The organism is Enterobacter sp. JBIWA005 (assembly GCF_019968805.1).
Taxonomy (GTDB): Bacteria; Pseudomonadota; Gammaproteobacteria; order Enterobacterales; family Enterobacteriaceae; genus Enterobacter; species Enterobacter vonholyi.
In genome coordinates this window covers 3,104,482-3,123,093 of record NZ_CP074159.1, presented here as the reverse complement: position 1 = coordinate 3,123,093, position 18,612 = coordinate 3,104,482, and the positions used below count along the sequence as shown (strand labels likewise).

Sequence of the window (18,612 nt, the reverse complement as noted above, 5' to 3'; positions counted from 1 at the left end):
TTATGAAAATCGCATCCACTTTTCTGCTTGCGCTGCTTCTGGGCGCACTGTCTGTCTGCCTCATTGGCGGCGCACTCTTGTTATGGCCGGAGTGGGTTAAGGACACCTTCAATATAGGGCCATTCAGTACGACCGGCATAGTGATAATCAGCCTGCTGCTGATGCTGGCAGCATTGATTATCGGCTGGGTGCTTGAAACCGTATTCGCTAAGAACGGTGAGAAACAGGGAAAGCTGGATGTGGTCGCCGCCGGACAGCAGGCTGCTGCATCCCAGCCTGAAGCAAAGCATACCGATGCGGACACCTCCCGGTTTGTGGCTGAGGCGCTGGTCGATCATCTGCGCCTGCGCTACCGTCGTCGCTGGAAAGCCAAAGTTCGCCTGTTGCTGGTACAGGGTACCGACAGTGATATCGAAAAGGTGGTGCCGGGTCTTAAGGGCGATCGCTGGCAGGAAAGTGACGGTATTGTGCTTATTTACGGCGGTCTTGCAGAAAGCGTGCCGGATGATGAGTTCCTGTCCGTGCTGAAAGCAGTGCGACCACAGCGTCCACTGGATGGCGTGGTGCAGGTGATGAACGCGGCTGCACTGCCCGATACGGCGAAGCAGGACACGCTGGTGCGTGTACGTCAGAAAACCGATACTCAGTTGGGCTGGCAGCTGCCGGTCTGGCTGTGGCTTGTCCGGGAAGGCTACTGGGACCAGGACGGAGTGGGTGTACCTCCAGCCGGCGCGCTGTTTGGTCCAGGTGCGACAACGGAAGAGGTCCGTTCGACATTGACCTCACTCTCGTCGGGCCTGCAAACCCCAGGCGTGTCGGCGCTGCTGGAGAACTCTCAGCACCACTGGCTGTTGAGCCTGTCGAAAGCCCTGCGCGGCTCGTTGCGACGCTCCCTGATCCCGCTGCTGACCACGCTGATGTCAGGGCCAGCCCCATACCGCCTGCGTGGTGTGATGTTCAGTCCGGCATTGCCAGGGACCGAAACGGTGCCGCATGCGCGCCTTTCACCACCGGTCTGGCAGGCGCTCGAAAACGACAGCCTGCAGGTGCATGCCCGTAAAATCGGTTTCCACTGGCAAAAGGTGCTGCGCCTGGTGCTGCTCAGTCTGGTACTGCTCTGGGGGGCGGGTACGCTACTGTCCCTGTCCGTCAACCGCACCCAAATCTGGCTGGCCCAGGATACGGCCCGGGTTGCCGCTGACACTAAACAGCCTCTGCCGGAGCGCCTGCGTAACCAGTTAGCACTGCAGCAGACCATTGCCCGCCTGCAGAACCGCGAAGTGCACGGTGCGCCGTGGTACACCCGCTTTGGCCTGAACCAGGACAGCGACACGCTGAAGATGCTCTGGCCATTATACGCCCGTAACAACCAGCAGCTGATGCGCGATGCGCTGGCTGACGAACTTCACCGCCAGCTTAACGCTTTTGTGCAGTTGCCACCGGCAAGCACCGCACGAACGTCAGCCACCCAGAAGACCTACGGCCTGCTTAAAGGCTACCTGATGCTGGCCCGTCCAGACAAAGCGGATGCGGAGTGGCTGGCGGGAAATATGCTGAAGGCCTGGCCGCACCGCAGCGGCGTGCCGGACAGCGTGTGGCAGACCCAGGCGCCGAAGCTGCTCGGCTTCTGGGCGCAGAACCTGCCGGCACACCCGGAGTGGAAAATTACCCCTGACCGCGAACTGGTGGGTACGGTGCGCCAGATTTTGCTCAAACAAATTGGGCAGCGTAACGCCGAATCCGGTCTGTACCAGGAGATGCTCGGGCGCATTGCCCGAAACTGGCCGGATTTAACCCTGGCGGATATGACCGGCGACACGGACGCGTCAACCCTGTTTTCTTCTGAAGAAGTGGTGCCGGGGATGTTTACACGTCAGGCGTGGGAAGAGCAGGTTGAAGATGCGATTGATGAAGTGGTGAAGACCCGCCGCGATGAAATCGACTGGGTGCTGACCGACAAAACCCATCAGCCGGGCAGTGATGTGTCACCGGAAGCGCTGAAACAGCGCCTGACTGAGCGTTACTTCACTGACTTTGGCAACGCCTGGCTCAACATGGCCAACAGCATTCAGTGGCACGAAGCGTCATCGCTTTCGGAGGCCATTGCGCAGCTGAACCTGCTGGCAGATGTGCGTCAGTCGCCTCTGGTGGCACTGATGAATACGCTTGCCTGGCAGGGACAGACCGGGACAAAAGGAGAGGCTCTGGCTGACACCCTGGTGGACTCGGCGAAAAAACTGGTGGGGCGTCAGAAGAGTGCAAAACAGTTTATTGAACAGGCGCAGGGGCCGAAAGGGCCGCTGGATGGCGTCTTTGGTCCGCTCACGGGGCTGATGGCCGGCAAGGACGGTACCGGCTCAAACGGTAACCTCAGCTTCCAGTCCTGGCTTGCCCGTGTAACCCAGGTGCGTCTCAAGCTGCAGCAGGTGACCAGCGCCCCTGATCCGCAGGCGATGGCGCAGATGCTGGCTCAGACCGTCTTCCAGGGAAAAGCCATCGATCTGACTGACGCCCGTGACTACGGCTCTCTGGTAGCGGCAAGTCTCGGGCAGGAGTGGAACGGTTTCGGGCAGGCGCTGTTTGTGCAGCCGCTCGACCTGGCCTGGCGTCAGGTGCTGGCTCCGGCGGCAGGCAGCCTCAATGCCCGCTGGCAGAGCACCATTGTTTCGCAGTGGAACACCGCCTTTGCCGGACGCTATCCGTTTAAGGCCACCGGCAGCGATGCCTCACTGCCACTGCTGGCCCAGTTCCTGCGCAGTGACTCCGGGCGTATCGCCGCGTTTATCAAAACCAACCTCGGCGGCATGCTGCATCAGGAAGGCAGTCACTGGGTGGTGGATCCGGCTGCCAGTCAGGGAATGAGCATCAGCCCGGCGTTTCTTGCCGCCATCAACAAGCTTGCCGATATCTCGGATATCGTCTTTGCCCAGGGCGATGCAGGGGTTCATTTCGAACTGATGGCCCGACCGTCACGCGATGTGGCCCGCACCCAGCTGACGATCGATGGTCAGAAACTGGATTACTTCAACCAGATGGAAAGCTGGCAGAGCTTCACCTGGCCGGGCAATACGTATTATCCCGGTGCGGATCTGAGCTGGCGCTCAGTCAATACAGAAATGCGCCTGTATGCCAGTAATCAGGGAAACTGGGGCTTTATCCGTCTGCTGGATAAGGCGCTTATCACCCCGCTCGACAGCAGCCGTACCCAACTGGTGTGGATCACGCCGGACGGCAATCCGCTGAAATTCATCATGCGCAGTGAGCTTAGCAACGGGCCACTGGCGCTGCTCGAACTGCAGGGCTTCAGTCTGCCACAGACTATTTTTTCCGTGGGCGCGACTGACGGCTCACTCACCCTTGCAGGAGACGAATAAATGGCGACTGCAGAAACGCTCCTGACCCTGTGTCTTCCGGATGCGGTCCAGCGTACCGCACTGCTCGCTAAGAGCCGGGAAAGCCTCTCTCTGTGGTCGCCGTGGCTGACACCACTCCCGACGGGTAATGGAGCCGGGGATGACCCGACCTATGAGGATGATTTCCAGCTGATGCGCGAGGAGATCAACAAGCTTTCCGGTATTGATACCGATACGCTTTGCCGCCTGGCGGAAAGTATTCTGACCCACCAGGCCCGTGATATCCGTGTGGTCACCTGGTATGCCTTTGCCCGTCTGCAGCGTGATGGCGATGCCGGGCTGACGGATGGCATCCTGCTGCTGGCAGCCATGCTGGAGCAGGCGGGGCGGCACTGCCACCCACAGCGCAGCACCGCAAGACTGGCCGCACTCGACTGGCTGAACAGTGAGAAAGTGCTCGATACATTCTCGCGCTGGCCGGATGTGACGCGTGAAGAGACCGCCAGAACAGCAGCCGCGCTGTGTTTGCTGGAAACGGCCCTGAAACAGCTGCCGGAGGCGGAATGCCCTGACTTTGCCGGTTTGCTGCGCAGGCTGGAAACCCGCCTTGCCGGTAGCGGCGGGCTGGATACACCGGTGGCTTCATCAGGACCGGACGGCTCAGGTGAAAGTACCCACAGCACACCGACGTCAGGCACTGCTGTACCGGAAACCGCGGCCGTTAAATCGGAAGTGGAGCTGGTTCGCCAGTTGCGCGTATTGTCTGGTTGGGTGGTGGAACAGCCACAGGGCTGGCTGGCGGCCCACCGGATGATGAAAGCCGCCCGCTGGGACCTTGTGACGCAACTTCCGGCGCTTGATGCAGCCGGGCGGACGCGCCTGCTGCCGCCAAAGACTGACTACCGCGCCCAGCTTAAACGCCTGTACCTGCAGCAGAGCTGGACTGAACTGGTGGAGCAGGTGGACGTGATGTTCACCGAAGGCGGTAACCGCTTCTGGCTCGATTTACAGTGGTATCTGTGGCAGGGGCTGAGCCGTGCCGGAACCCCCTGGGACCAATGGGCAGACTATATTCTGAGCGACCTGAAGCTGTTGCTCAAACGCCTGCCGGGTCTGGAAACACTCGCCTGGAATGACGGTACGCCACTTGCTGATGAGGTGACGCTGAGCTGGATCGCCGAAAAGGTCAACGATGACATGTCCGGCTTCAGTGACGAGCCGGCAGTGGCCACTGCGGCACAGGCGGAAGATATTCTGGCACTGGAAACGGAGGCGATGGCGAAGGGCGACACTGAGGGCCCGGAGGCTGCGCTGAGCTGGCTGCAGAGTCGCCCGGACATGGCCTCACCCCGCAGCCGCTGGCTGCTCCGCTTGTTGATGGCAAAGGTTGCTGAGCAGTACGGGCGTAATGAACTCGCGCTCCATTTGCTGGGGGAACTTACCGACAGCGCCCCACAGCTGACACTCAGCGAGTGGGAACCAGGGCTGTTGTTTGACGTTCAGGCCCGCCGACTTCGTCTGCTGCGCATGAAAGCCGGGCGCAGCGAGAGCGACAAAACCCGTTTTGCCCCTGAAATGGACGCGCTGCTGGCCGGGCTTATTGCTCTCGACCCGGCGCGTGCGATGGTGCTGTGTGGGTAGGTTCTGCATTTACGTGACATTGTAACGATGCCGTCTCTTTTCTTTTTGTTGATTTCTACACTCAGGAAGTCCGTCCATGGATGATTTAACCCTGCGCTACTATGAAGCTGAAATGCGCTACCTGCGTGAAGCAGGTAAAGAGTTTGCCCGTGCTCATCCAGACCGCGCGGCTATGCTCAACCTGGATAAAAGTGGGGCCCGTGACCCGTATGTAGAGCGCCTGTTCGAGGGTTTCGCCTTCCTGATGGGACGCCTGCGTGAAAAGCTTGATGATGACCTGCCGGAACTGACAGAAGGGCTGGTGAGCCTGCTGTGGCCGCATTACATGCGGACTATCCCGTCACTCTCCGTGGTGGCGTTCACGCCGGACTGGCGTCAGCTGCGTAAGATGGAAGTGCTGGAAAACGGCTTCTCCGTGCTGTCGCGCCCTGTTGGACCCGATAACACAGTGTGCCAGTACCGCACCACCCGCGAAGTGCCCCTGCAGCCGTTGCATCTGAGTGAGGCCCGCCTGCAGACCGAGCCGGACGGTCGTGCCGCCATCAGGCTGCGCTTTGAGTGTCCGGATAAGGTGGACTGGTCGAAAGCCGGGATTGATAAGGTGGCCATATACCTCGATGCCGACAGCCCGGTGGCCTCGGCCCTGCATCTGGCGCTGACGCGCCGGGTTCAGGCGATGTATGTCCGCCACAGTGAGACCCGTACCGAGCGGGTGCGTTTTGACGGCTGGTGTAAACCCATGGGCTTTGATGATACCGACCGGCTGTGGCCTAAAGGGGACTCAGCGTTCAGTGGCTACCAGCTGCTGCTGGAGTATTTCAGCTTCCGCGAGAAGTTTATGTTCGTGGAGCTCAGGGGGCTGGAGCTTGCCGGGCTGAGTCAGAAAACCACCTGGTTTGAGACCGATATCGTGCTCGATGGCGGCTGGCCGTCAGACATGCCGTTTGAGACCGATAATTTCCGCCTGCACTGTGCGCCGGTCATTAACCTGTTCTCACTGGAAGCGGACCCGCTGACCCCCGACCCGCTGCAGAACGAATACCTGCTGCGGCCGATGCGCGTGCAGGACGGTCATACGGAAATCTACAGTGTGGATTCCATTCACGGTGCGGTGAAAAACGGCAAACATCCGTACGTACCGTTCACCAGTTTCCGCCACCGCGGCGGTATGATGCGCCATGACGCGCCGGAGCGTTACTTCCATACCCGCGTCAAGCGTGGACCCTCGGGACTGTATGACACCTGGCTTATCCTTGGCGGCCGCTCGTTCGAGATGGAACAACTGTCGCAGGCTCCGGAGTCGCTCTCCATCCGTATCACCGGGACCAACGGTCAGTTGCCACGTCGCTCGCTGGAAAGCACGCTGCTTGACCGGGTGGTGAAAGCGGGCAAGGTACCGGTCAGGGTCCTGAACCTGAAGGTGCCGACTTTGCCGCTTTACCCACCGGCAAATGACCGCTTCCACTGGCGGGTGATGAGCCATCTGGGTTCAAGTTTCTTAAGCATGATGGATAACCCGGAAGTGTTACGCGGCACGCTGGCGCTGTATGACTGGACCGACGATGAGATGAACCGCCGACGCCTGGAGGCGATTGTTGCCGTGAAGCACACGCTTATCCGTCGCTTTGAAAAGGGCTTTATGCTGCGCGGGGTGGACATTGAAATCACCCTTAATGCCGATAACTTTGCCGGGGAGGGCGACGTCACGCTGTTTGGCGAGATGCTGCATCGCTTCTTTGCCCTTTATGCCGATGTCCACCTTTTTAATCAGCTCACGCTGGTCCTGCAACCGACAGGGAAACGACTGCGATGGAAAGAGAATCACAGCCAGCACGTTCCGGGCTGACAGAAGCGCTTCGCGACGACATCTGGCGGGTTAATTTCTACCGCTTCTGTCAGTTGCTGGAGCAGGAGAGCCCGGACGCGCCGAAGCTGGGCAGTACCGAGAAACTGTCCGCCGACCCGGTGCGTTTTCGTCCGTGGCCGGGAATGGGCTTCCCGGTCAGTGAACTGAAGGCGGTTGAAACCGATGAGGACCACCCGGACCTGTCGCCGACGGTGCGGACCACTTTCCTCGGAATGTACGGGGTGGACTCCCCGCTACCGACGGCGTACCTCGATGATATTGCGCAGCGCCGGGAGGGGTATGAAGCCACCACAGCGTTTCTCGATATCTTCAGCCACCGTATTCACACCCAGTACTATCGTATCTGGCGCAAATACGCTTACCCGGCCACCTTCGAAGACGGCGGCGTGGATGACACATCTCAGTGCCTGCTGGGACTGGTCGGTCTTGGCATCCCGGGTACGGCGGAGCAGATTGCCACGCCGGTCTCCCGCTTCCTGGCGCTGCTTGGCACCATGCGGTTGCCAACCCGAAATGCCGAAGGCATCCGCCAGCTGGTGAGCCTGCTGGCCCCGGAGACCCGGGCCATGGTTATCAGCCCGGACCCGGTGAAAGTCCCCGTGGAGAGTCGCAGCGGTCTTGGCAAAGCCAACCGCGTGTCGTTGTCACAGCGGGCCACGCTCGGCAGGACCGGGAAAGAAGCCTGCAGCCGTATCCTCCTGATGCTGGCGACCGACAATCCGCAGGAGGCACAGGGCTGGTTGCCCGGCGGCCAGATACATACCGACCTGATGGTGCTGCTGCGGGTGTACATGGGTTATCGCTCCGATGTGCGCCTTCGCCTCACGGTACCGGTAAGCTGTCTGCCTGAACCCCGTTTAGGTAAGACAAACCGGGTACAGCTGGGGCGCACCGGTGTGCTGGGTCTGAAACGGGGCAAACCCGCGACCCGCACGCACCTTACCGTGAGCCTGGGCACCTGTGAAGGACTGACCTGCGAGACTCTGCAGCCGGCAGAGTCCGGTGGCTACCGTTTCGACTGATATTCCGGAACGCAATACCCAGGACCAGACACATTCAACACGCCCCTGTTTCTGAACGCTGAAAAGGACTCCCCGAATGACTTTCGCTTCCCTGTCGCGCAGCGCCGCACTGATGCTGCTCTGTTCCCTGTTGACCGCATGTGGCCTGACTCAGGCCGTGTCGGACGGCACCGTCAGCGCAACCAGAGCCATTTTCTACAAAAAAATAAAGGTGCTGCACCTGGACTTCGAGCCACGTGCCGCTGCCAATGCCGATGAAGGGCAGACACCACTGGCCACCATGATGCAGGTTTATCAGCTCCGGGACCGCCAGAAGGTGGATGCGGCCGACTACCAGAAACTGCTGCGCGATGCGGATAACACCCTTAAAGAGGACATTGTCGCCAGCAAGTCTCTGCTGGTGATGCCCAAAGGCAGCGTGACGCTCAATATGCCGATGAGCGAAGAGGCGAAATTTGTGGCGGTGGTGGGGCTGTTTAATCGGCCGGATATCAAAAACAACACCTGGAAGCTGGTACTGAGCCGCGACGACCTCGACCCGGACAAGCCGCGCGCTATCCAGCTCAACAGCACCGGGCTGACCCTGGTTCCGGTGAAGGAGTAAACCGATGGACACCACCCTCGATAACTGGCTGGCGCTGTTTGACGGTCAGAGCCGCTACAGTCTTGAGATTAACGACAGCCCCCTGAAGCCCGATGTGCTGAGCTTTCACGGGCGGGAGGCGCTGAATGCGCCGTTTAAATGGCGCATTGAATTCACCTCCCCACAGAAAGATATCAGCCGACAGGATGCGATGCTGAAGTATGCCACCCTCAGCATGCTCTCAGGTCGGGTGGTGCAGGGCATCATCACCGGTTTTGAGGTCCTCAAAGAGACCGTGGACCAGACGCATTTTGCCGTGACCCTTTCCTCGCGTCTGGCGCTGCTCAACCACACCCGCCGCTGTGCGGTCTGGCAGAATGTCTCCGTGCCGGAACTGGTGGAGCAGGTCCTGCGCAGCCACGGGCTGGAAGGAGCGGATTTTGAATTCCGGCTGGAACGGACTTACCCGGTCCGCGAACTGATAACCCAGTGGCGTGAGACCGACCTGCAGTTTATTCAGCGAATACTGGCCGAAGACGGCATCTGGTTCCGCACCGGGGTCAACACCACCACTGGTCTTGATACGGTGACCTTCGCCGACAGCCAGCTGCAGTATCAGTTTGATGTACGCCTGCCGTATCGTGAGCCTTCAGCGCTGCATGACGGCGCAGCCGAAGCGGTGTGGGATGCCAGAGTGTGGCACCACACGGTGACAGGCAGTGTGGCCACCCGGGACTACAACTATCGCACCGCCAGCACACCGATGGATGCGACCGCAAGCGTCAGAAATGAAGCCGCCACGACCGGCGAACACTATCGCTATGCAGCACCCTATCGGGAAGCGGGGGATGACACGAACTCTGAACCGGAAACCGAAAGCGGGGCGTTTTACGCCCGCATCCAGCATGAGTATGCGCTTAATAATGCCATTCGCCTGCATCTCTTTAGTAACGCCAGCCACCTGACGCCGGGCATGGTGCTGGAGACCGGCGACAGTGGCGTGCCGGAGCTGAAAGAAGGGATGGTGATTACGCTCACCACCTTCCGCGCCGCCCGTGACACTCGCTTGCACGTTTCGGTATGGGGCATGCCCTACAGCGAGCAGTTCTGCTTCAGACCAGAACCTGCGCCGCGCCCGCTGATCGCCGGCACGCTGACGGCCCGCGTTGAGAGCGACGAGAAGAATGCGCCGTATGCCCATCTGGACGAAACGGGACGTTACCGGGTGAAGCTGGACTTCAGTCGTGAAGACGCAGAGCCCGGTTATAACTATCTGTGGATACGCCAGGCGAAGCCGTACGCCGGGGAAACGTACGGCTGGCACACGCCGCTGATAAATGGCACTGAAGTGGGGATTGCCTTTGACGGCGGCGACCCGGACCGCCCGTACATCGCCCATGCATTCCATGACTCAGAACATCCGGACGTGGTCACCCGCGATAACCGCAGCCAGAATATCCTGCGCACCGCAGGCCAGAACGAGCTGCGGATGGAAGACCTGCGGCAGAGTGAACATATCGCACTCAGCACCCCGTTCGGAGCAACCGCCCTTAACCAGGGACATATCGTTGATGCAGAGAACGAACCACGGGGCACCGGGTTTGAGTTGCGCACCGATGAGTTCGGGGTTATTCGTGTGACAAAAGGGCTGTTTATCACCGCTGACGGCAAAGTGCATGGCGAAGGTGATGTGCTGGATATGGATGTGGCGCTTCAGGAGATTGAGGCTGTCCGCGCACAAATCGAAAGTCTCGCCATAGCGACCCGCCAGGCAAAAGCCCTGGAAGCTGACATTGCCAGTCAACAGGCGATGTTCGCCACACGCCTGAAAACTCTCAATGAGATGCTTCACTTCTCAGCCCCTGAGGGGATGGCTTTTGCCAGTGCAGAGCATCTGCAGCTGGCGGCTGCTGAAAATATTGCCCTGAATGCCGGTGGTGATATCAGTATCGGGACCCAGGGGCATATCACCGGACTGGCGGGCGACAGCGTGGGAATGTTTGCCCAAGACGGCAAGCTAAGCCTGATTTCGGCTCAGGGGCCGGTGCAGTTTCAGGCGCAGAACGGGGTGATGCACCTGAGTGCTGAGCAGAAGCTGACCCTCATCTCCGCCAGAGAGATGCTGTTGGCCGGTAAAAAACGGATCCGGTTGGTCGGTGGTGGAAGCTCCATTCTCATTGAACAAGGGCAAATCAAGTACGAGACGGCAGGTACTTATACCCGTAAAGCCAGCCGACTGGATACGGAAGGTGGGGAGTCGCAGACGGTAAAATTGCCTTATCTGCCCGGCAAGGGAGAACACGACCTCGCGCTTAACTTCTTTGACGGGCAGGATGCTATCCCGAAAGCCCCCTATACCCTTCATTTCGATGGTGGCAGCGAACTCGCTGGCGTACTGGATGAGCAGGGATATGCCCTGCACAAAAATGTGCCGTTTGAGTCAGCGACCGTGACTTACCAGCTTCCACCGCCTGAGTCGGAAAAGCCCTGGGCATCGTGGGATTTACTGCTGGAAAAAACCAGAGTCAGGGAGGGATAAAAATGATAGATCAGGAACTTCAGCACGCTCTGGCTTTCTACCAGTCCCCACCACAAAGCTGGTATGACGAACTGGCAGATAAAGCCAAAGCATCCGGAGAGTGGCTATGGGAAACGCTTCAGGGCGACTTTAACGAACAGCAGACGACCGGGCAGATCGTTACCGGAACGGTTATCTCAATGATCCCTCTGGTGGATCAGATTTGCGACGTCCGTGACCTTATCGCCAACTGCAAAAAGATAAAGGAAAATGATACTGAGGTCTGGCCGTGGGTGTGCCTTGGTCTGACGCTGGTCGGTTGCTTCCCGACGCTGGGCTCGCTGGTCAAGGGGAGTGCCAAAGTGATGTTCTTGTCCGTGCGCAAAGCCCATTTTAACGAGCTGAGCAAGGCGGGTAACTACAGTCGCCTGCTGGACGGGAGTATCGCACAGCTCAACCGTTTTCTGGATACTCCTGCGGTTCGTAATACGTTACGAACGCTTCGTATCTACAATCCCTATCATTATCTGGCAAGCAAAATTGATGAACTGAAAGGCATGCTCAGTACTTCTGCGTTGCTAGAGGTGATGGACAAACTGATGAAGGTGACGCGTAGCCTGTTCGATACAGTAACCAATTGGGGGCCATCCAGCCTGCAACGCCCGGTCGCGGCTCTGTGGGAAACGCTGATTGCGGTACGCAGTAAGGCAAACGCTATGCTGGCAAAAGCGCTGAAGCCGCTGAGTGATATTCTTGAACATCTGGCGAATCGCCTGAGAGTAGAAGGTGACAATGCGTTTCGTGCACATGTCGGGGAGAACGCTCATTTCTACGGTGCGACCCGAGCCGGTGCAGAAGTAGAGTATTTCAAGCGTGAGAAGCCAGATTGGGTGGATGTTGGGGCGAAGGAACCCAAATATGAAGCTCTATCCAAATTCAATCAGAATGCTGATATTGTCCGAGGGTGGCCGGATATAAGTGAAACAAGCAAGAATCCGGCATTAAGAGGTAAGTACGATACTTTCGACGAATCTATGCAGGCTGCTGAAATCCCCGCTGGTACAGTTCTTTATCGTGTAGTTGACCCTTCCTCTAGTGATAACAATATCTGCTGGATGCGTAAGTCTGAGTTCGACAAATTAACCAGCAAAAGTGACTGGCGGCGGCGTTTTGCTGTGTGGAAGAGTTGGAATGAAAACGGTGAATATGTGACCTATACCATACCACCAGGTCAGCCATTAAAGGTCTGGGAGGGACGTGCGGGTACGCAAATTAATCGTGAGGCTCCTGAATATTCACTGGAAGGTGGAGCCGTGCAGATTGTACTTGACCCGTCACAACTGAAAAAAGAGTACACCGGGCCACGGCAGAAAACAGGCTGGGGATATGGTGATACCACTAATGACCCTGTTTATCCGTATCTGGGGTTGCCGAAACTGGAAAATACCCATAACTGGTACGAACCAAAGGATAAAAAATAATGGCTGTATTACATCCTCAGGAATGCTATCTGCTGGAGAAATTTATTTCTCCGGAACATTACGCCGCAACTCGCGATGCAATTATTGCCTATATTGACGCTCATGAAGCAGCGTTTGCCCGCTACCTGCGGGAGATGCCGTTAAACAGCCGTAAACTCCCTCTCTGGCAACAGGCCGATATAGTGTGGGGGAATCGGGTGATGCCAAATATTCGATCCGCCAGAGAGCGGTATACAGAAGCATTTATTTTGCGTACCCATAATGATATCAGAGCATTTAACATCGGTCATACTATGAGTGATATTCGCAAAGGTATTACCGAATGCTGGGACGGTTGGATGACGGAAGAAGAGATAGCAAAAATATTTGAGATTGAAAGTCGTGCAGCAGAATTAGATAAGCGGCTATCTGTGACAATCAGAGGTTCCTGGAGTGAAGGCGACTTAACTTATGATGGTGAGGGGGTCTATACCTTTGATGATAATCCAAACTCGATTCCACGATATGAGCTTGATCAGTCAGTTCGAATCGAATTAGGTGAGATTCCAACTCAAACTGGTATCTATCTACCTGATATAGATTTCGCACCAGCAAGATTTATTCCTGCTGATTATGGGCAACCCGCATCAGCACGTCAGGGGTTAGAGAGAGGTAATTATGTCAGCAGAAGTGGAGAAAGTAAGTATAGTTGGAAAAAGTCTCAATGGGCCAAAACAGGTTGGACACTGATCCGTCGTATCGAAGGTGAATATATCGATGTGCCGCCGGGTGGTTTTTTTCCGGAGGGGAAACCGGAAGAGCTTTATAACTGGCCACAGCGTGAAAAGAAACTTTTGCAGGAAGAGAGGGAACGTATTACCTGCTGGAGCGGCGCTTTTGCACCGTTCAGTGGCCGCTGGGCAGCCATTTTTAACGGGACGACGCAGTACACCCAAACTCGTGCCGGGCAGATTATGCCGGAGTTTGAAGATAAGCATGGACAGAAGCACCGTGCCCGTTGGTCACTGCTGGAAAGGGATGATGGCGGCAGCGTGTTTGACATAGCTCCTGATGAGGGAAATTGATCATGCCGCGCAATTCGCCCTCATTATGCGAGATGCTTTATGGCAATTTTGTCGGTGATCTCGACCTTCAGCATATCAGTGAAGAAAATCAGATCATTTTGTCGGTTCTGGACAACATGCAACGGATCCTTAACTGCCGTGCAGGCACGCTAGCGCATTTGCCGGACTATGGCCTACCCGATATGACCACCATTCTACAGGGGCTTCCCGGCACCGTACATAAGCTGATGTCGACGCTGTCTGCGGTCTTGCTGAAATATGAGCCGCGCCTGAAGTCTATTGAGGTGCTACTGCTTGATCAGGAAATTCCTGGTGAGCTCCGCTACGCCATTGATGCAGAACTTAGCGGTATTGGTCTGGTGCGCTATGGCACTGAGTTTATGCCGGAGGGGCGGGTAATGTTACGCCATCTTAGGCAACAGCAGTATATCGATACTGTAACCCGTCTGTAAGGCCAGTTAACATCATGTCAGTAAAATCACAGTTTCTCGATAAATTGCAGACCAGACAGTCTGCTCCGGCTTCATCTGTCAGTAAGAGTCAGGCCGATATAGCTGAGTTTCATCTGAAAATGACGCTGCTTCAGGAGCAGATGGATGCGTGGCTCGACGGTACCGGGCTTAATGTGGAGCGGTTCAGCGTCTCCGTCAGGGACCTGCTGGCGGAGGTCGGAGCATTTGATATCGACGGCATCGTTCTGCGCGTCGACGACCGGGCGGTAAAGTTTACGCCGGTATTTTTGTACGGCCAGAGTGTGACCGGGTGTGTGGACGTGACCCTTCACGCAGAAGGGGGGAGCACTTCACTGGGGCGTTTATTCATGCGGGCAGGGCAGTTTAACGACTGGAGACTGACTTACCCGGGGGCATCGACCCTGCCCGGAGTGCATTTTGACGAAGGCGCGTTTTTTGGCCTGATTTTATCGCTGCTGCCATAGCGGGCCTGCAGAACCGCAAACCAGCGCGAAACAGCTTAACCAGAAAAAGACCCGTAATCCTGATATGGATATTCAGTCATGAATGACATTAACCCACGGAAAATCAAAACCGGTGGTGACCCGCGCACGCTGGCGGATTATGCCGCCCTGCGTGATGAGCTGAGTAAGCTGACACATCCGGCTCGCCCCGATGTGAACTGGCGTTATGCCGAAAAACTCTGCCTCACACTCTTTGAGCAGAACGGTGTCGAGCTACAGACGGCAGCCTGGTATACACTCTCCCGTACGCAACTTGCCGGGCTGTTCGGGCTCAATGAAGGGCTGGCGATACTGGAGGCCCTGATAAGCCATCAGTGGGGGGCGCTGTGGCCGCAGCCGGTCCATGCACGCATGGAAATCCTCAGCAGTCTGAGTCAGCGTCTGCAGCAACGGATGCGCTCGCTGCCGCTGAATTACAGCGACCTCAGCCAGCTGTACCGGGCGGAGCAACTGCTTACAGGTCTGGGAGACGTACTGCAGCGCCTGGAGCTTAAGCATCTGAGCCAGCTCGATACGTTACGCACGCTGATGCACAACAGCGCTGTCCGGCTGGAAAACAGCGATGGCATAACCAGTACCGGGTCGGGCATTCAGCCAGGTATTGTGTTGCCTGCCACCGTGATGAATGCTACGACAGCATCCACGGGGGACCTTACTGGTAGCCCTGCTGAAGATACGCCAGAGAGTGCAGTGAAGTGGGTTTACGTTGCGCAACCGGAACAACAGCCGAACGTGGAGGTGCTGGCAGCTATGCCCGCTCCGGTAAAAAAATGGAAATCCTTCGTTGCCGGCATGTGTACCATGCTGGTGATAAGCATAGTCTCAGCGTGGAGCTGGCATTTTCTACACCGTCCAGACCCTCTACAGACTCAGCTTGCTGCTTCACTGGCTCCGTTCCCTGCACCTCTCACGGCTGAACAGCTGGGATTGTTGCGTCAGCAAACTCCGTTATCTCAGGACCTTATCGCACAGACACAGCAGCAGCTTGCCCGACTGGATAAGTTGCCTCCTGACTGGAATATCACTTACGCCAGAAAACTTATCGAACAGGTTCAGGTATTGTGGCCGGAACAGGCTAAGACCCTGGTACAGCAGTGGCAGCAACAGATGAATATCTCAATTCTTCCTGTCGATAAAACGAACGGCTGGCATGAAGGTACGACGCAGCTTCAGGCTCTTGCCGATAAACTGAATGCACTTGATGGTCAGAAGGGAAAATACATCACCGTCAGTGAACTTAAATCGCAGGTCTTTGGCATGCTGACAAGCTTCCGGCAGACCGTGCCGGTGGAAGAACAGCTTCGGCAGTTGAAACTGCTCCCTGAAGACTCTCCGCAGCGTCAGCAGCAGATTCAGCAGGCTGAGCAGCACCTCCGGGCTCAAGTCTATATGCTGGTGCAGGAAAAACATCGTGAGTGATGTAAAAGGAACTGATGGGGTGGGTAAAACACAGCGACACCGTAATCACCGGACACAGTGGACGGCCACCGAGATCACTGACCTGCCCCTCCTGTGCCTGTGTTCTTTATGTACAGCCCGGGAAACCATGGTTCTGGCATGACCAGAGTACGATGCCTGACAGCACGCTGAAGGACTGCGTTCATTCTGATCCGGAAATTAAAGCAGAAGCCAGGCTCAGAAAGTTACGTAATTCCATTGGTGAGATGATAGTCCCCTTGCCGGTGCTGTCCTGGTACTGCGTCTGGTATGGGCAACACTACCAGGGGGAGAAGGTGCGCATTCCATGTAAGCGTCCAGCGAGAACCGTATTGACGGGGATGTGTTATTCAGTTGGCAGTGCGACGCGCCAGGGGAGTAGTTCGCTGACCCGGTTTATCGGCCAGTCAGCAATGACGTCAAGGACATAACGGAGGTAGCTTTCTGGCTCCACGCCGTTCAGTTTGCACGTTCCGATCAGGCTGTACAGCAGCGCTCCCCGCTCACCACCATGGTCAGAGCCGAAGAACAGGAAGTTTTTACGACCCAGACTGACCGTCCGCAGGGCATTTTCAGCGATGTTGTTGTCTGCTTCGGCCCAGCCATCGTCCGCATAGTACGTCAGTGCCGGCCACTGGTTAAGTGCGTACGCGAACGCTTTTGTCAGTTCTGAGTGTCGCGACAGAGTCTTCATCTTTTCACGCAACCAGCTTTCCAGGGATCTCAACAGCGGTTTCGTTTTTCGCTGACGTTCAGCAAGCCGCTGCTCTGACGGCATTCCCCTTATATCCGCCTCTATGGCGTACAACTGACCGATCTGCCTCAGGGCTTCTTCCGTCAGGGCTGACGGGGTGCGGATGTGCACATCGTGGATCTTTCGGCGGGCATGAGCCCAGCAGGCGGCTTCCGTTATCCGGCCATTGCGGTACAGCTCGTTGAACCCGGCGTACGCATCTGCCTGCAACACACCGCTGAAGCCGGCAAGATGGGTCTGCGGATGGATGCCTTTTCTGTCCGGGCTGTAAGCGAACCACGCGGCAGGTGCCAGCTCTGACCCGGCATTGCGGTCATCACGAACATACGTCCACAACCGCCCGGTCTTCGTCTTCTTATTGCCCGGCAACAGCACCGGGACGGGCGTGTCATCGGCGTGGAGCTTGCCGTCAGTCAGCACATAGTTCCGAAGTGCCTCTTCCAGCGGTGACAGCAGCCGGCAACATGCATCCACCCAGCCCGACAGCAGTGAGCGACTCAGCTCCACACCCTGGCGGCCGTATATTTCAGACTGGCGATACAGCGGGGTGTGCTCTGCATACTTAGAGGTTAGTACGCGGGCCAGCAACCCCGGTCCTGCTATACCCCGTTCGATGGGCCGCGAAGGCGCGGGGGCCTGCACAATGGCATCGCACTGAGTACAGGCGTGTTTTTCGCGTACAGTCCGGATAACCCGGAAGGCACTGCGCATCATCTCCAGCTGTTCGGCGGCATCCTCACCCAGATAACTCAGCAAGCCACCACACTCCGGGCAGCAGGGTTCTGCGGGTAATAGCCGTTTTTCATCGCGGGGAAGTGATTCGGGGAACGGTCTGCGGGTGCGGGTCTGACGCAGCGGGCGCTGCACGGCCGGATCATCCACCCGCCCCGTCAGCGTATCGCTTTCTTTCTGAAGCCGGTTCAAGTCAGCTTCCATCTGTGCGATACGGCGGGATACCTTTTCGGAACGACTGCCGAAGTTCATTCGGCGGAGTTTATCCAGCTGCGCCTGCAGATGGTCTATTTCACGCTCCCGGTTGCTCAGCTTTTCCTGAAGGGCGTGGATCAACGCTTCCTGTTCGGCCAGGCGCTGTTTTAGCAGAAGGATATCGTCAGAAGAGGTGTCATTCATAGGCCCGTATTTTACCAGGCTTATTCTGCGACAACCAGGATAAAGAGGCCTACAGCATGGTCAGGGATGTCAGCAGCCGCTTTGGCTGTCTCCAGTCGATACCTTCCATCAGCATTGCCAGCTGCGCCGGTGTCAGGAACACTTTGCCATCGCGAGCTGACGGCCAGGCGAAGCGCCCGCGCTCCAGCCGTTTGGTCAGCAGGCACAGCCCGTCACCGGTAGACCACAGCAGTTTGATCTGACTGCCGCTTCGGCCCCGGAAGATGAAGACATGCCCGGACATCGGATCGTCTTTCAGCGTCATCTGCACCTTTGCGGCGAGGCCATTGAAGCCGTTACGCATGTCGGTGATACCGGCAACCAGCCAGATTTTGGTGCCTGTTGGTAACGGGATCACCGTTTGAGCTCCTGTATCAGCACGGTCAGGAGCTTTTCGCTGACAGTACCGTTGAGGCGGAGCGTTCCGTGCCGGAACGTTACCTCACAGCTGATACTGAGGGTTTCCGGGTCCTCTGCGAGTGGCTCTGACTGTACGGCAGCTGCATCGAGAGTCACAGGAAGTAGCTGAGGACTCTCTGAAGAAGGTAATAGCAGCTTTCCCTCACGCCATTGTTGACGCCATTTGAACAACAGATTGGCGTTAATGCCATTTTGAAGCGCCAGCTTTGAGATGGATATCCCGGGTTCGCAGGAGGCAGCAACGAGCTGCTGTTTAAACTCAGGAGAATAATTAGGGCAGCCTTTACGCCTGCCGGGAGTCATATTTTTCTGCATATCTGACACTT

14 protein-coding genes are annotated in these 18,612 nt (G+C 57.2%); 11 read left to right on the top strand and 3 right to left on the bottom strand.

The annotated features are described in order from the left end of the window. Positions 1-2: 2 nt before the first annotated feature. The 11 genes from KGP22_RS14790 (at position 3) to KGP22_RS14740 (ending at position 15,924) form a co-directional block, all read left to right on the top strand. Positions 3-3,374, top strand: coding sequence for an ImcF-related family protein (locus KGP22_RS14790; protein WP_223579817.1), 3,372 nt, complete (start codon positions 3-5; stop codon positions 3,372-3,374). Continuing rightward, the gene (gene tssA / locus KGP22_RS14785) at positions 3,375-4,994 is read left to right on the top strand and encodes a type VI secretion system protein TssA (protein WP_223579814.1); all 1,620 of its coding nucleotides are present in this window, start codon (positions 3,375-3,377) and stop codon (positions 4,992-4,994) included. Between the two features lie 76 nt (positions 4,995-5,070). Next, a complete protein-coding gene (gene tssF, locus KGP22_RS14780) occupies positions 5,071-6,840 on the top strand; it encodes a type VI secretion system baseplate subunit TssF (RefSeq protein ID WP_223579811.1) in 1,770 nt (589 codons plus the stop codon). Further along, positions 6,804-7,883, top strand: coding sequence for a type VI secretion system baseplate subunit TssG (gene tssG / locus KGP22_RS14775; protein WP_223579808.1), 1,080 nt, complete (start codon positions 6,804-6,806; stop codon positions 7,881-7,883). Before tssF ends, tssG begins: the two co-directional genes overlap by 37 nt. 76 nt (positions 7,884-7,959) lie before the next feature. Beyond that, positions 7,960-8,487, top strand: a complete 528-nt coding sequence (tssJ, locus tag KGP22_RS14770; protein WP_223579805.1) for a type VI secretion system lipoprotein TssJ — start codon at positions 7,960-7,962, stop codon at positions 8,485-8,487. 4 nt (positions 8,488-8,491) lie between these two features. After that, positions 8,492-11,005 carry a type VI secretion system Vgr family protein gene (vgrG, locus tag KGP22_RS14765; protein WP_223579802.1) on the top strand — a complete coding sequence of 838 codons (2,514 nt, stop codon included), beginning with the start codon at positions 8,492-8,494 and terminating at the stop codon, positions 11,003-11,005. A gap of 2 nt (positions 11,006-11,007) precedes the next feature. Then, on the top strand, positions 11,008-12,465 hold the full coding sequence (locus KGP22_RS14760; protein WP_223579799.1) for a hypothetical protein: 1,458 nt from the start codon (positions 11,008-11,010) through the stop codon (positions 12,463-12,465). Then, positions 12,465-13,529 carry a type VI secretion protein ImpA gene (locus tag KGP22_RS14755; protein ID WP_223579796.1) on the top strand — a complete coding sequence of 355 codons (1,065 nt, stop codon included), beginning with the start codon at positions 12,465-12,467 and terminating at the stop codon, positions 13,527-13,529. Before KGP22_RS14760 ends, KGP22_RS14755 begins: the two co-directional genes overlap by 1 nt. A 2-nt stretch (positions 13,530-13,531) precedes the next feature. Then, a complete protein-coding gene (gene tssE, locus KGP22_RS14750) occupies positions 13,532-13,981 on the top strand; it encodes a type VI secretion system baseplate subunit TssE (RefSeq protein ID WP_223579793.1) in 450 nt (149 codons plus the stop codon). 14 nt (positions 13,982-13,995) lie between these two features. Next, complete coding sequence (locus KGP22_RS14745) at positions 13,996-14,466, top strand: hypothetical protein (RefSeq protein ID WP_223579790.1); 471 nt, start codon at positions 13,996-13,998, stop codon at positions 14,464-14,466. Between the two features lie 78 nt (positions 14,467-14,544). Then, on the top strand, positions 14,545-15,924 hold the full coding sequence (locus tag KGP22_RS14740) for a VasL domain-containing protein (RefSeq protein ID WP_223579787.1): 1,380 nt from the start codon (positions 14,545-14,547) through the stop codon (positions 15,922-15,924). A 364-nt stretch (positions 15,925-16,288) separates the two neighbouring features. Here the strand turns inward: KGP22_RS14740 and KGP22_RS14730 are convergent, their stop codons facing one another. From KGP22_RS14730 to KGP22_RS14720, 3 genes are read right to left on the bottom strand one after another with little or no spacing between them, the layout of a single operon-like run. Then, positions 16,289-17,827 (bottom strand): IS66 family transposase, encoded by a 1,539-nt coding sequence (locus tag KGP22_RS14730; protein ID WP_223579781.1) that lies wholly within the window; start codon positions 17,825-17,827, stop codon positions 16,289-16,291. 49 nt (positions 17,828-17,876) lie between these two features. Beyond that, entirely contained in the window at positions 17,877-18,224 is a 348-nt protein-coding gene (gene tnpB / locus KGP22_RS14725) for an IS66 family insertion sequence element accessory protein TnpB (protein WP_073001021.1), read from the bottom strand. Next, positions 18,221-18,601, bottom strand: coding sequence for a transposase (locus KGP22_RS14720; RefSeq protein ID WP_073001090.1), 381 nt, complete (start codon positions 18,599-18,601; stop codon positions 18,221-18,223). Before KGP22_RS14720 ends, tnpB begins: the two co-directional genes overlap by 4 nt. Positions 18,602-18,612: the final 11 nt, after the last annotated feature.

What these genes read in the sequence shown, in the direction of transcription:
- tssG (WP_223579808.1), top strand. Translation starts at nt 6,804, where the DNA reads ATGGAAAGAGAATCACAGCCAGCACGTTCCGGGCTGACAGAAGCGCTT.
- tssA (WP_223579814.1), top strand. Translation starts at nt 3,375, where the DNA reads ATGGCGACTGCAGAAACGCTCCTGACCCTGTGTCTTCCGGATGCGGTC.
- tssF (WP_223579811.1), top strand. Translation starts at nt 5,071, where the DNA reads ATGGATGATTTAACCCTGCGCTACTATGAAGCTGAAATGCGCTACCTG.
- KGP22_RS14745 (WP_223579790.1), top strand. Translation starts at nt 13,996, where the DNA reads ATGTCAGTAAAATCACAGTTTCTCGATAAATTGCAGACCAGACAGTCT.
- vgrG (WP_223579802.1), top strand. Translation starts at nt 8,492, where the DNA reads ATGGACACCACCCTCGATAACTGGCTGGCGCTGTTTGACGGTCAGAGC.
- KGP22_RS14730 (WP_223579781.1), bottom strand. Translation starts at nt 17,827, where the DNA reads ATGAATGACACCTCTTCTGACGATATCCTTCTGCTAAAACAGCGCCTG.
- KGP22_RS14740 (WP_223579787.1), top strand. Translation starts at nt 14,545, where the DNA reads ATGAATGACATTAACCCACGGAAAATCAAAACCGGTGGTGACCCGCGC.
- KGP22_RS14760 (WP_223579799.1), top strand. Translation starts at nt 11,008, where the DNA reads ATGATAGATCAGGAACTTCAGCACGCTCTGGCTTTCTACCAGTCCCCA.
- tssJ (WP_223579805.1), top strand. Translation starts at nt 7,960, where the DNA reads ATGACTTTCGCTTCCCTGTCGCGCAGCGCCGCACTGATGCTGCTCTGT.
- tssE (WP_223579793.1), top strand. Translation starts at nt 13,532, where the DNA reads ATGCCGCGCAATTCGCCCTCATTATGCGAGATGCTTTATGGCAATTTT.
- KGP22_RS14755 (WP_223579796.1), top strand. Translation starts at nt 12,465, where the DNA reads ATGGCTGTATTACATCCTCAGGAATGCTATCTGCTGGAGAAATTTATT.
- KGP22_RS14790 (WP_223579817.1), top strand. Translation starts at nt 3, where the DNA reads ATGAAAATCGCATCCACTTTTCTGCTTGCGCTGCTTCTGGGCGCACTG.
- KGP22_RS14720 (WP_073001090.1), bottom strand. Translation starts at nt 18,601, where the DNA reads ATGCAGAAAAATATGACTCCCGGCAGGCGTAAAGGCTGCCCTAATTAT.